Source organism: Pedobacter hiemivivus, assembly GCF_005144565.1.
Taxonomy (GTDB): domain Bacteria; phylum Bacteroidota; class Bacteroidia; order Sphingobacteriales; family Sphingobacteriaceae; genus Pedobacter; species Pedobacter hiemivivus.
Genome location: NZ_SWDX01000005.1, coordinates 144,739 through 159,038, shown reverse-complemented (window position 1 = coordinate 159,038; position 14,300 = coordinate 144,739). Strand labels below are relative to the sequence as shown.

The window sequence follows — 14,300 nt, the reverse complement described above, 5'->3', positions numbered from 1 at the left end:
GGCTTTTTCATTCAGCATGTTGCAAGGCATATGTGTATAATGATTATTATGAGTAGCGGATAAGACACGCAATACTATAAATGGGGGATAAGTAGCGTTTAAGTTGGGAATGAGTAGCGCTTTACCATACCCTTACGTTACCGTTGGGATAGGGTTGCTATACCCTAGGGGTAACGCAAGGGTATAGCAACGGTAAAGGAAGGGTAACGCAGGGGTAAAGCAACCCCCTACTTATCCGCTACTCATTCCCAACTTAACCCCTATTCATAGTGATGCCTGTCAAACTTCAGAAGGGTGCCTGATAATTCATTTTTATTGTAAACTCAGGCCAGGAATGCACACTAAATATTAATTATTTTTAGTTAAGTTTGAGAAGCAAGGGTTATGCAGATGAATTAATCGATGTATAATCATTTAACCAAATCTTTAATTAAAGCTGATCATATATGGCTGCAATGGTAACAAGAGTATTTGATTTACTCCAATACAACTTAGAGAACTTTCCTAAAGAAGAATTTATTAGCGGTAAAATAAAGGGTGTATGGGTAAAATATAGCACTGAAAAGTTTTGCGAGACCGTTGATCTGTTGAGTAAAGGCTTGATCAGCATTGGCATTGGTAAAGCATCTCGTGTGGCTGTGATGTCGCACAATAGGCCAGAATGGAACATTACCGATTTTGCAATCAGTCAAATTGGGGCCTACCAGGTCCCCTTATATCCCACGCTAGCAGAACACGATATTAAGTTTATTCTCGAAAACGCTGAAGTTACCGTAGTTTTTGCTGCTGATGAAGCCATCTTTAAAAAATTGCAAGCTGTAAATGGAGTGTTAAAGACTCCGGTTACGATTTACACGCTTGATGAAATAGCAGGGGCAGACCATTGGACAGTGTTGCTAAAAGCTGGAGAAGAATTAACAGAGTTACATTTAGGTGCTTATAGAGACGATGTAAAACCGGAAGATATTTTAACCTTGATTTATACATCAGGAACAACAGGAACACCGAAAGGAGTGATGCTAACGCACAATAATCTGGTCCAGAACTTTGAAAATTCGGCGGTACTTTTACCCCCGGGGGTGGAAAAGGGATTGAGCTTTTTGCCGCTGTCGCATATTTTTGAGCGCATGGTCGTGTACCTGTACATGTATTCTGGTGTAGGTGTTTACTATGCGGAGAGCATGGAGACTATTGTTGCCGATATACAATTTGTAAAACCTAATTCTTTCTCTACCGTTCCACGACTACTGGAAAAGGTGTATGAGAAAATTATGGAAAAGGGTAAAGCGCTTACAGGAATTAAAAGAGGTATCTTTTTCTGGTCGGTAGCACTTGCCGAAAAATATGAAATTAAGAACAGCTGGTTCTATAATTTTAAGCTGGGGATTGCCCGTAAGCTGGTCTTTAAAAAATGGCAAGAGGCCCTGGGTGGAAACATTGTGGTGATCGTTTCTGGTGGGGCTGCTTTAAATCCTCGCCTTTGCCGTATTTTTTGGGCAGCGCGAATGCCCGTTTTTGAAGGCTATGGTTTAACCGAGACATCACCTGTAATCACCGTTAACCATTTTGATAACACCATGTTCGGTACAGTTGGGCCGGTTATTAAAGGTATGGAGATTAAAATTGCTGCAGATGGTGAGGTTTTAGCAAGAGGCCACTCTATTATGAAAGGTTACTATATGCGCGACGATCTGACCGTCGAAACGATAGATAGTGATGGCTGGTTCCATACGGGTGATATCGGCGAGATCGTAGGGGGACGCTTCCTCAAAATTACAGACCGTAAAAAAGAAATATTTAAAACTGCGGGGGGTAAATACGTAGCCCCGCAGACTATAGAAAATAAATTTAAAGAAACTGTTCTGGTAGAACAGGTAATGGTGTTGGGCGAGAACCGTAAATTCCCGGCGGCGCTGATTGTGCCTAATTTTGTAGCGCTGAAAGCCTGGGCTGCAAAAAAAGGGATCAATTACAGTACTGATGAGGAAATGGCTAAAAATGCTCAGGTTTTAGAGAAGTTTAACCAGATCGTTGAGCTGACCGGCAAAGATTTCGGGAAGTGGGAGCAGGTAAAACGCTTTGCTTTGTTGCCTAAGCAATGGAGCATTGACGGTGGAGAGTTGACGCCAAAATTGAGCTTGAAAAGAAAAGTGATTCTAGAGAAGAATGCAGTCCTGATAGATAAAATCTATATAGATGCTGAAGATTATAAAGGTTAATCATTTTTTCGCAGTAGCTACTGCATTATTCATAACTGTAGCTTTTTCTGGCTGTGTAGGTGGTCAGCTTGGTCAGGATAACAGCAACGAATACCGGAATGGTATGGTAGTTTCCGCCAATGAATTGGCCTCTCGGGTCGGATTAAATATTTTAAAAAAAGGTGGCAATGCTATTGATGCAGCAGTTGCGGTACAGTTTGCTTTGGCAGTTGTATATCCCAATGCCGGAAATATAGGTGGAGGTGGCTTTATGGTTTATCGTGGAGCATCAGGGGAAATGAATTCACTTGATTTCCGTGAAACAGCGCCTGCAATAGCTTCCCGAGATATGTATTTGGATTCGGTCGGCAACCCTATTGTAGATAAAAGTCTGGAGGGACATTTGGCATCTGGTATACCAGGATCAGTTGCCGGAATGGTCGCTGCACATGAGAAATATGGAAAGTTGAAATGGGCCGATTTGATTGAACCAGCCATTGCACTAGCCAGAAATGGGTTTAAGGTGAGCGAACAGCAGGCAGGCGAATTTAATAGGCGTAAGGAAAGGTTTGTAAAAAATAATCCTCAAGGTACAGCACTGGTTAAGGAGACCGACTGGTTGGAGGATGATGTTTTGCTGCAGCCAGAATTAGCGGCAACTTTAGAAAAGATAAGAGATAAAGGACAGGCCGGTTTTTATGAAGGACCAGTGGCTGATAGCTTACTGGCCGAAATGAGGCGTGGTGGGGGGATCATTAGTGCCGAGGATTTAAAAAACTATAAAGCCATATGGCGTAAGCCTATTGTTGGCAACTATAAAGAATATCGTATTGTGACTATGCCACCACCGTCAAGTGGTGGTATTGCTTTAATTCAATTGTTAAAATCTGTAGAGCCTTATCCTTTGAAACGCTGGGGGCTAAATTCGGATTCGACGGTACAACTTATGGTTGAGGCCGAGCGTAGAGTGTATGCCGATAGGGCTGAGTATTTAGGAGATCCTGATTTTTACAAGGTTCCACAAGTGCAACTTTTAAATGATGCTTACATCAAAAGTAGAATGGCCAACTTTAATTGGGCTCATGCTACGTCAAGTTCGGAAATTAAGGCTGGGGTATTAAAGGGAGCAGAGCATGAGGAAACTACGCATTTCTCTATTGTAGATAGGGATGGAAATGCGGTTTCTGTAACCACCACTTTAAATGGATCCTACGGGTCTTCTGTCGTGGTAAAGGGTGGAGGCTTTTTGTTGAACAATGAAATGGACGATTTCTCGGTAAAGCCAGGATCGCCAAATATGTATGGTTTAGTGGGCGGTGAGGCAAATGCAATTGCACCGGGTAAGCGCATGTTGAGCTCTATGACGCCAACTATAGTGGAAAAGGACGGGAAGTTATTCATGATTGTAGGTACTCCGGGTGGTTCTACCATCATTACGTCAGTTTTTCAGACGATCGTTAATGTGATTGAATTTAATAAAAGTATGCAGAGCGCGGTGAATGCGAAAAAGTTTCATCACCAATGGTTACCAGATACGCTTTATGTGGAGAAAGGGGCCTTAGATAGTATGACGACCCAGAAATTGGTCAATAAAGGCTATCCCATTTTGGAGCGTGGAAGTATTGGAAGGGTGGACGCAATATTGAAAACCAAATGGGGCTATTATCAGGGTGGAGCAGATAAACGTGGTGACGATAAGGCAATGGGTTGGTAGAGCTGTATAGAATTATACACAGCGAATGGGGAGTATTGGGGTTGTATTGGTGATTTTATAACTTGGCCTGACAATTGAATTGTTATTTCCAGAATTAAAGAATCTACTAATTATTTAACCCTCCTATTATGAAACAAAATTTATTTAGATGCTTGCCCTTCGCTTTCTCAGCATTATTGTTTGGTGGTGCTGTTCAGGCACAGGACAAAGTGAGTGAGGCAAGTCAGCTTTCTACTTGGTCTATCGGTGTAAATGCAGGTGTGTTGTCACCAATTTCTCCGCTAGGAGGTAAAAATGACTTTTCTAACTGGAAAAGTGATTTAGGTTATGGTTTGTACATTAAAAAACAACTTACTCCATATTTCTCGCTACGTTTAGACGGGGTTAGAGGTAAATTAAAAGGAGACAATTCGGAACCGTTTGATAGTGGTGTCGCGATTACTGGTCCGATTAGCGGTTTTGAAACTAGTCTTGAATATTCAGGTAGCTTAAATGCAGTTGTAAACTTGTTTAACATTAGCATGTTTAATAACAACAGTGCGGTGCAGTTATATGCTTCAGGTGGTGCTGGTTTAGCCGGTTATAAAGTGAAAACTTCTACCAACGGTGGTGGTTTAGCAGATTACGCAGGTGGTAAGACCATTAGCGAATTGATTATTCCAGTAGGATTGGGCGCTAAGTTTAAGGTGGCCGAAAAAGTTAACCTTGATTTAGGTTGGACTGTAAACTTTGTGGATGGCGATAACCTTGATGGTACTTATCGTGGCAGTAATGATAAATACAATTACGCATATGCAGGTTTAGAATTTTCTTTAGGTCAAGGAAAACAATTGGCATGGCATAACCCCGTAGCTTTAACTTATGATGAAGCATTAAAGGCTAAGCAAACCGCTGATGCACTGAAAGGTGATTTGGATGCCCAAAAAGCTGAAAATGCAAGGTTGAAAGCTGAAGTAGGAGCCTTGTCGACTGATAGTGACGGTGATGGTGTTTCAGATAAATTTGATAAATGCCCAGGTACACCTGCAGGAATTGTTGTAGACGGTTCTGGTTGTCCACTGAAAGTACCTGTTCCGGTGGTTCAGGAAAAAGTTATCATCACAGAGGCCGATCGTAAGGTAGTTGCTGATGCAATTAAAAACTTGGAATTTGATTTGGGTAAATCGACTATCCGTGCTAAATCACATGCAACATTAGATCGTGTTGCTGCACTTTTGGTGGAGAAAAACTTTAGCTTAAAATTAGCAGGACATACAGATAATACGGGTTCAGCAGCTTTAAATAAAAGGTTATCTAAAGATAGAGCCGAGGCTGTTAAAGGATATTTAGTAGCTAAAGGTGCTAATCCTTCCAGAATTGAAGCTACAGGTTATGGTCTGGAACAACCTATAGCAAGTAATAAAACCGCTGCTGGTCGTCAGAAAAATAGAAGGGTAGAATTTACTTTGTTCTAGTCTAAAGCGGTATTCAACTTTCAATGGCCTTCCTATTTATTTAGGAGGCCATTTTTTGCTTTGAGCGGTCCTTTACTTTGCACCAGTGTTCAAAGGTTTTCGGCATTTAGAAAAACATAAGTTTATTATTTTGGTTTATAAATAACCAAATGTATAGCATTGATCACATTTACAAATAAAGGTATTTACTGTAAGCAAGGCGATTTCTATATCGATCCATGGCGTCCGGTTAATTTAGCCGTTACCACCCATGGCCATGCCGATCATGTTAAATGGGGGAACAAGGCCTACCTTTGTCATGAATTGACTAAACCAATCCTGCAACATAGATTAGGAGAGCTGAATATTCAAACCCTGCCTTATCGTAAAGAAATTAATATCAATGGGGTTAAATTAAGTCTTTACCCTGCCGGACACGTTATAGGATCCGCCCAGATCCGACTGGAATACAAAGGAGAAATTTGTGTGATATCTGGCGATTACAAAGTTGAATACGATGGCGTCAGTACCGCTTTTGAACCTGTAAAATGCCATACTTTTGTATCTGAAAGCACATTTGGTCTCCCTATATATAAATGGCAACCGCAAGAAGATATTTTCAATCAAATCAGAAACTGGATTTCCAGTAACCGCGATAAAAATCAAACTACTGTTCTTGTGGCTTATAGTTTGGGAAAAGCACAGCGGTTGATGGCAGGCCTGGCTGGTTATGGAGATATATATGTCCATAGCTCAATAGCTAACTTAAACGATGTTTTTTCGAAAGCAGGCGTAATCCTACCATATGCCATTCCAATTACTGCCGAAACCAGTAAGGAAATTCTACAAAAGGGAATTGTAATTGTTCCTCCTGTGATGGCCGAAGGCAAATGGGTTAAGAGTTTAACTCATGCAGCAACAGGTATTTGTTCTGGATGGATGCAGGTTAGAGCGGGTAGGAGATGGCAGAGTGCAGATGCAGGATTTGCGCTAAGTGACCATGCCGACTGGCCAGGCTTATTGTCGGCAATTAAAGCTACAGAAGCTGAAAAGGTTTTTGTGACACATGGCTATAGTGCAATTTTCAGTAAATATTTAAATGAAATTGGGATTGAAGCCGAGGAAGTAAAAACACAATATGGAGACGAGGAAGAAGAAGAGAATATAGAGCTCAATAAAGATTAGATGAAACGGTTTAGCCAATTGATACAGCAGCTCGAGATGAGCAATAAAACCAACGATAAAATGTTGGCCCTTGTTGATTATTTTAATGAGGCGGACGATATGGATAAGCCTTATGTAATTGCGATGTTTACAGGAAAGCGTCCCAAACGTCCGGTAAGCACAACCTTAATTAAACAATGGGCCATAGAGTTGTCTAATGTGCCAGAGTGGCTTTTTGCTGAATGTTATCACAATGTGGGCGACCTCAGTGAGACCATCGCACTTATATTGCCACCTGCATCATCAATCAGCAACCGTAAGTTGCATGAATGGGTTGATGATCTCGCTTTACTAAATGATAAGGACGAAGCTTTTAAAAAGCAATTCATTACAAAAGCATGGGACAGCCTAGAAACCTCAGAGCGTTTTATTTTCAATAAGCTGATTTCAGGTAATTTCAGAATTGGGGTATCCAATAAAATACTGGTAAATGCGCTTGCCAAACAAAGTGATACTGAAAGTAGCAAAATTATGCACAGTATTATGGGCAAATGGCTTCCTTCGGAAATTAAATTCGGAGACTTAATAAAGGGCACACATGTAAATACCGATAATTCCTGGCCATATCCCTTTTGCCTCGCCTATGCGTTGGAAGTAGCACCTTCATCACTTGGAGAAACTCAGGAATGGCAAGCCGAATGGAAGTGGGACGGAATCAGAGGTCAGATCGTGAAACGTAACGGAGAGTTATTTATCTGGTCGAGAGGTGAAGAACTGGTTACCGAACAATTTCCTGAACTCCATTTTTTATTACAGGAATTAGAAGATGGCACTGTACTGGATGGGGAAATACTGTCTGTAAAAGATGGAAAAGTGCAGGCATTTAGCATTTTGCAGCAACGATTGAACAGAAAAACCATTCATAAAAATCAGTTAAATGATGCCCCAATAGGCTTTTATACCTACGACCTGTTGGAATATAAAGGGCGTGATATGCGTGAAGAGCCCTTAAGTATTCGTAGACAATCGTTGGAGACAGTTATTTTAAATTTGAAAATTAATCAGGTTGTCATGTTGTCTCCAATAGTTTCATTTAACCAATGGGATGAACTGGCTAAACTAAGAGAGCGGTCCAGAGACCTCAATAGTGAGGGCATCATGCTAAAAAAGCTAGATTCATTATATCATTCCGGAAGAAAAAGAGGCGACTGGTGGAAATGGAAAATCAACCCCTATACTGTCGATACAGTAATGATCTATGCTCAAAAAGGTAGCGGCAGAAGGGCAAATTTTTATACCGATTATACTTTTGCAGTAAGGGATGGAGACCAACTGATCACTATAGCTAAGGCTTATTCGGGATTAACAGATAAAGAAATTAAAGAAGTAAATGCCTTTGTCCTAAAAAATGCCATTGAAAAATTTGGTCCGGTAAGAACCGTTAAACCTGAACTGGTATTTGAAATCGCCTTTGAGGGGATAGCAGAAAGCAAGCGACATAAAGCTGGTTTGGCATTGAGATTCCCAAGGATCGCAAGATGGAGAAAAGATAAAAATGCAGATGAGATTAATACATTAGCTGATTTACGGCAGCTGTTACAAGCTACTTTACTACCTCCGGTATAATGGTTTAAACCTAAAAATTCTCATATTTTACGAACATGCAGCTGGAAAAAAGCAAGGGATATAAGCAAGTTATTAAATGGCTGAAACAGGATAAGAAGAAACCATTTAAATTTCAGACAGATGCCTGGCAATATTACGCCGAAGGATATTCCGGCCTTATAAATGCCCCCACAGGCTTTGGCAAAACGTTTTCTATTTTTCTGGCGGTAATAATTGACGAATTAAATACTGATCTACCTGCTCGGGCGAGCACAGCGGTTGTACAAAAAAAAGGGAAGCAAAAGAAATCAGGTTTAAAATTAATCTGGATTACCCCATTGCGTTCTCTTGCCAAAGATCTTGCCCGTGCAATGTCTGAAGTTTGTGAACAGCTTGAACTAGACTGGCATATAGGTGTTAGGAATGGTGATACTCCCCAAAACGAAAAACTGAAGCAAAAAAAACAAATGCCGGAGGTACTCATCATTACTCCCGAAAGCATCCATCTTTTACTTGCTCAAAAAAGTACCTTCAACTATTTTGAACAGCTTCAATGTATTGTTGCTGATGAATGGCATGAATTGCTTGGCAGCAAACGAGGGGTAATGACGGAGCTCGCCATATCAAGAATCAGGGGACTGCTTATAGACCAACACCCTGAGCGCTTACTTAGAATATGGGGTATATCTGCAACAATAGGTAATATGGAACAGGCGATGGATGTGTTGGTGCCTTACGGTGATATTTTAAAAACTATCATTAAATCTGATATTGAAAAGAAAATAGAGATTCGTTCTATTTTTCCCGATCATATTGATATGTTGCCTTGGGCCGGACATTTGGGCCACAAACTGGCGCATAAGCTTTTACCAATCATTCATAAGAGTAAAACGACACTCATATTTACCAATACTCGGGGCCAGGCCGAATTATGGTATCAAACCTTATTGGCTCAGGATGAGGATCTGGCGGGGCTAATTGCTATTCACCACGGATCAATTGACTATGAATTGAGAAACTGGATTGAAGAGGCCATTCATACGGGGGTATTGAAAGCTGTAGTCTGCACTTCATCGTTAGATCTGGGGGTTGATTTTAAGCCTGTAGACACCGTTATACAAATCGGTTCGCCAAAAGGTGTGGCCCGTTTTTTACAACGCGCAGGTAGAAGTGGTCACTCTCCTTATGAAACTTCTAGAATATACTTTCTGCCTACTCACGCACTTGAACTGGTTGAAGCTGCAGCGATTAAAGAAGCCGCAAGAACCCAGGATATCGAAAGTAGGGAACCTGTAGTAATGTCTTTTGATACCTTAATTCAATATCTTGTTACCTTGGCTGTAGGTGACGGTTTTGATGAGGAAAAGATATTTTTTGAAATCAAACAAACGCACGCATTTAGAGAATTATTACCACAGGAATGGAAATGGATCATGCAATTTATCAGTACTGGGGGGGATAGTTTAACGGCTTACAATGAGTTCAAAAAAGTAAATAAAGACGAGGATGGTATTTGGAGAGTGAAAAGCCGGCAGATTGCAATGCGTCATCGGCTCCATATTGGAACTATAGTGAGTGATGCAATGCTAAAAGTCAAATACTTGACTGGCGGTTATGTTGGTATGATTGAGGAATCTTTTATCTCAAGAATGAAGCCGGGAAGTAGTTTTACACTAGCCGGCAGAGTATTGGAATTTATAATGGTAAAAGAAATGATGGTGCTGGTTCGAAAAAGTAAACTGAAACAAGCCATCAGTCCAAGTTGGATGGGCGGTCGCATATCTCTAACTGCTAATCTGGGTAGTATACTCAGGAAAAAATATAATGAAACATTAAACGAGGTTCATGGTGAAGAGGAACTGGATTTTATTTTGCCCTTGTTTGAAGGCCAGGCGAAGGTTTCTCATGTACCTAAAAGTAATGAGTTTCTCATTGAATTAATTAATACAAGGGATGGCTATCATTTTTTTGCCTATCCCTTTGAAGGTCGACAGGTACATGAAATTATGGCTGCATTAATTGCCTACAGATTAGGGCGGATTAAGCCCATTACCTTCTCTATCGCCATGAACGACTATGGTTTTGAGCTATTAAGTGAGCAGCCTATACCCCTGGATGAAGCTGATGTAAAAACACTCTTTAGTCCTGTGAACCTAAGCGAAGATATTGTTGCGAGTATTAATGCAACAGAAATGGCAAGGCGAAAATTTAGAGATATAGCCTGCATTTCAGGACTCGTATTCCAGGGTTATCCAGGTAAATATATCGCGAACAAACATCTACAATCTTCTGCAGGTTTATTTTTCAATGTTTTTAGTGATTATGATAAACACAATTTGTTGTTGCGGCAAGCTTATGATGAAGCGTTTTATCAGCAGATTGAGGAGCCACGGCTTGCGGCTGCCTTGAGACGTATTCAGGATAGCAAAATAATTATTATTAAAACAGATCGTTATACTCCTTTATGTTTCCCGATTAAGGTAGACAGCTTAAGGGATAATATGAGTTCTGAAGAGTTAAGTCAGCGTATTGAAAGAATGACCGCAGAATCAGAAAAAATAGCAGGGACAAAAAAGAAAAATAATCGAAGGAAAAATGACCATTGATTGTAAAGGAGAACAATTTATACTCAGCAAGGAAAGGGCAATCTTTTGGCTGGCAAAAAAAATGCTCATCATTAGCGACCTGCATATTGGAAAATCTGCACATTTTAGAAGATCGGGCATTCAGGTACCTGATACCGTAGGACTAACCGATCTTCATCGTTTAACTTCTTTGATGAAAGAATTTGAACCTGAGACCTTGCTGGTAACAGGCGACATGTTTCATAATAATCTCAATAGTGATGCAAATGCTTTTGAGGATTGGAGAAGACATTATGCCCATTTAAAAGTAGTGCTGATTAAAGGTAATCATGATGCCTTGAAAAACGAAGATTACGAGGCCTTAAATATAGAAGTACATCCTAAAGAATTACTTTTTGCACCTTTCCGGTTTATACACGACCAACCCGTAGAAAGGGATGAATATTACAATATTTGCGGTCACATTCATCCTGGTATCGTATTGTATGGAAAGGCAAGACAACAGTTAAAGTTTCCATGCTTCTATTTTGGACAGCATTGTGCAATTTTACCTGCCTTTAGTGTTTTTACTGGATTAAAAATATTAAAACAACAAGAAGGCGATCGATTTTACGCCCTTGCGCTCCATAAAGTAATTAAAGTGCTTTAAAATATCTTGCAAAATTACCATAGATCTAACTGTCATGATGAGGTTTAAAGTTGTTTTTTTAAAACTTTGAGTTTCTCGAAAAATCTTAAATAATTGTATTTGCATTATAGATTTTAATTCTATAGCTTTGTTATGCAAGCATAGTATTTAATGAAACAGCAGGAAACAATTGATTATTTTTTAAAAGTGGTTTGGCAGAATGTATCTAATGCATACAATCAGATTGCCTCGGGTTTTGGTATTACACAAGCCATCGGCTATGTGCTCATCAATATTGATAAAGAAGGAACTGCGGTTTCTCAGCTTGCGGGCTTGCTGGGTGTAAAGGCTACCAGCTTGTCGAGAATGCTAAACAATATGGAGGAATTGGGGTTAATATACAGAGAAACTTCGGCTGGCGATAAGCGTTCGGTAAAAGTTTTCCTAACCGACTATGGTTACGAAAAGCGAACAATGGCTAAAGGTGTAGTGATTGATTTTAATGAATACCTGGCTAAAAACCTAACTGTAGCTGAGAAGAGTAACCTTTTAGTAACCTTACAGAAATTGAACAAACTTACATTGGCATATAAAATTCCGGTAGAAGATGATGAACAAAAAAATAAATAGAGTAGCGGTACTGGGCTCTGGTATTATGGGTTCCCGTATTGCCTGTCACTTTGCAAACATTGGGGTAGAAGTACTTTTGCTGGATATTGCCGCGAAAGAAGGCGATAAAAATAGCATTGTAAATACTGCTTTACAAAATGCGGTAAAAACCAATCCTTCTCCGGTATATTCTAAAAAAGTTCTGAATAAGATTGTAACTGGGAATTTTGAAGATGATATGTCTAAAATTGCCAGTTACGATTGGATCATTGAGGTGGTTGTTGAAAACCTGGACATCAAGAAAAAAGTTTTTGAGCAGGTGGAGCAGTTCCGCAAGCCAGGAACATTGGTGACTTCAAATACTTCGGGTATTCCAATTCATTTGATGGCCGAAGGACGTTCTGAAGATTTTAAAGCAAATTTCTGTGGAACACACTTTTTTAATCCGCCACGTTATTTGAGGTTGCTAGAAATTATACCAACACCGCATACTAAACCAGAACTGGTTGATTTTTTAATGCATTATGGCGATAAATTTTTAGGTAAAACAACGGTTTTATGTAAAGATACACCTGCATTTATTGCCAATAGGGTTGGGGTATATTCCATTATGGCTTTGCTGCATTTGGTAGAGAAAATGGAGCTGACGTTGGAAGAGGTGGATAAATTTACAGGGCCTGCTTTAGGTAGACCTAAATCGGCAACTTTCCGTACTACGGATGTAGTAGGCTTGGATACCATGATTAAGGTGTCGAAAGGATTGTATGACAATTGTCCGGATGATAAGGCGCATGACTTGTTTAAGCTTCCTGCTTATGTAGAAAAGATGGAAGCCAACAAATGGTTGGGGGATAAAACTGGACAAGGTTTCTATAAAAAAACAAAATCTGCCGAAGGCAAAACGGAAATATTGGCCTTGGATTTAAAAACGCTGGAATACCGTCCGCAGGTAAAAGTTAAATCTACTACGCTGGATTTGACTAAGCCGATTGAAAATGTGCGTGATAGAATGAAAGTGTTTGCGGCTGGAAAAGATAAAGCTGGAGAGTTATTTAGGGCTTCTTTCTTTGGTTTGTTCGAATATGTGTCAGACCGGATTCCAGAAATCTCTGATGAGTTGTATAGAATCGACGATGCCATGCGTGCTGGTTTTGGATGGGACTTAGGTCCGTTTGAGGTTTGGGATGCGGTTGGTGTTGCTGAGGCTATCGAAGGTATGAAGAAATATGGACATGAGGCTGCACCATGGGTTCATGAAATGCTTGCTGCCGGAAATACCTCGTTTTACAAAGTAGAGGATGGAGTTAGGAAGTATTATGATATTCCTTCTAAAAGCTATAAAGCGGTGCCTGGTGCCGAAGAATTTATTATTCTGGACAACTTAAGGGCCAATAAGGTGATCTGGAAAAACGCTGGAGCTTCTATTATTGACTTAGGTGATGGTATCCTTAATGTGGAGTTCCACTCTAAGATGAATACCATTGGCGGTGATACTTTACAAGCCATCAATAAAGCCATTGATATGGCGGAAAAAGATTATAGAGGGGTAGTGATTGGCAATGACGGGGCAAATTTCTCGGCAGGTGCCAATGTGGGAATGATCTTTATGATGGCGGTTGAGCAGGAATGGGAAGAGTTGAACCTGGCGATTAGGATGTTCCAGAATACCTCTATGCGGATCAGATATTCGTCTATTCCGGTGGTTGTAGCTCCACATAATTTAACATTGGGCGGTGGTTGTGAGTTTAGCTTACATGCCGATCATGTGCAGTTGAATGCTGAAACTTATATGGGATTGGTGGAGTTTGGTGTAGGGGTAATCCCTGGTGGTGGCGGAACAAAGGAATTCGCCCTGCGTGCATCTGATGAATATCGGGATGATCAAATTGTACAAAATGCATTGAAAGATCGTTTCCTGACGATTGGTATGGCTAAAGTTTCGACTTCTGCTGTGGAAGCTTTTGAATTGGGTTATCTGCAAAAAGATAAATATTCAATTAGCATGAACCGGAGCAGGCTGATTGCCGATGCGAAGGCTAAGGCGATTGAGTTGGCTGATGCCGGATATACGCAACCGGTAAGGCGCAAAGACATTAAGGTTTTAGGTAAACAGGGCTTAGGTATTGTTTATGCTGGTGCCAATACGATGTATTCGGGTCATTACATTTCTGAACATGATAAGAAGATTTCTGAGAAGTTGGGTTGGGTAATGTGCGGGGGTGATCTTTCATCGCCAACAGAAGTAACAGAGCAGTATTTGCTGGATCTGGAAAGAGAAGTTTTCTTGTCACTTTGCGGGGAGCGGAAGACTTTAGAGCGGATACAGAGTATTGTAACTAAGGGTAAACCATTAAGAAACTAATT

General features: G+C 40.4%; 9 protein-coding genes. All 9 read left to right on the top strand.

The window, feature by feature from the left end; translation table 11 throughout:
- Positions 1-446 precede the first annotated feature (446 nt).
- Entirely contained in the window at positions 447-2,219 is a 1,773-nt protein-coding gene (locus tag FBD94_RS13900) for an AMP-dependent synthetase/ligase (protein WP_136880625.1), read from the top strand.
- On the top strand, positions 2,197-3,912 hold the full coding sequence (ggt, locus tag FBD94_RS13895) for a gamma-glutamyltransferase (protein WP_136880624.1): 1,716 nt from the start codon (positions 2,197-2,199) through the stop codon (positions 3,910-3,912). Before FBD94_RS13900 ends, ggt begins: the two co-directional genes overlap by 23 nt.
- Positions 3,913-4,040: 128 nt before the next feature.
- Positions 4,041-5,366, top strand: a complete 1,326-nt coding sequence (locus tag FBD94_RS13890) for a DUF6089 family protein (protein ID WP_136880623.1) — start codon at positions 4,041-4,043, stop codon at positions 5,364-5,366.
- 159 nt (positions 5,367-5,525) lie between these two features.
- Positions 5,526-6,530 carry a ligase-associated DNA damage response exonuclease gene (locus FBD94_RS13885; RefSeq protein WP_235884465.1) on the top strand — a complete coding sequence of 335 codons (1,005 nt, stop codon included), beginning with the start codon at positions 5,526-5,528 and terminating at the stop codon, positions 6,528-6,530.
- Positions 6,531-8,135 carry an ATP-dependent DNA ligase gene (locus FBD94_RS13880; RefSeq protein WP_136880621.1) on the top strand — a complete coding sequence of 535 codons (1,605 nt, stop codon included), beginning with the start codon at positions 6,531-6,533 and terminating at the stop codon, positions 8,133-8,135.
- A 35-nt stretch (positions 8,136-8,170) separates the two neighbouring features.
- Positions 8,171-10,720: a ligase-associated DNA damage response DEXH box helicase gene (locus tag FBD94_RS13875; RefSeq protein ID WP_136880620.1), complete on the top strand. Its 2,550-nt coding sequence runs from the start codon at positions 8,171-8,173 to the stop codon at positions 10,718-10,720.
- Positions 10,710-11,348, top strand: coding sequence for a ligase-associated DNA damage response endonuclease PdeM (gene pdeM, locus FBD94_RS13870; protein WP_136880619.1), 639 nt, complete (start codon positions 10,710-10,712; stop codon positions 11,346-11,348). Before FBD94_RS13875 ends, pdeM begins: the two co-directional genes overlap by 11 nt.
- Before the next feature lie 150 nt (positions 11,349-11,498).
- The gene (locus FBD94_RS13865; RefSeq protein ID WP_136880618.1) at positions 11,499-11,957 is read left to right on the top strand and encodes a MarR family winged helix-turn-helix transcriptional regulator; all 459 of its coding nucleotides are present in this window, start codon (positions 11,499-11,501) and stop codon (positions 11,955-11,957) included.
- Positions 11,938-14,298: a 3-hydroxyacyl-CoA dehydrogenase/enoyl-CoA hydratase family protein gene (locus FBD94_RS13860; protein WP_205945891.1), complete on the top strand. Its 2,361-nt coding sequence runs from the start codon at positions 11,938-11,940 to the stop codon at positions 14,296-14,298. Before FBD94_RS13865 ends, FBD94_RS13860 begins: the two co-directional genes overlap by 20 nt.
- The last annotated feature ends 2 nt before the right edge of the window (positions 14,299-14,300 follow it).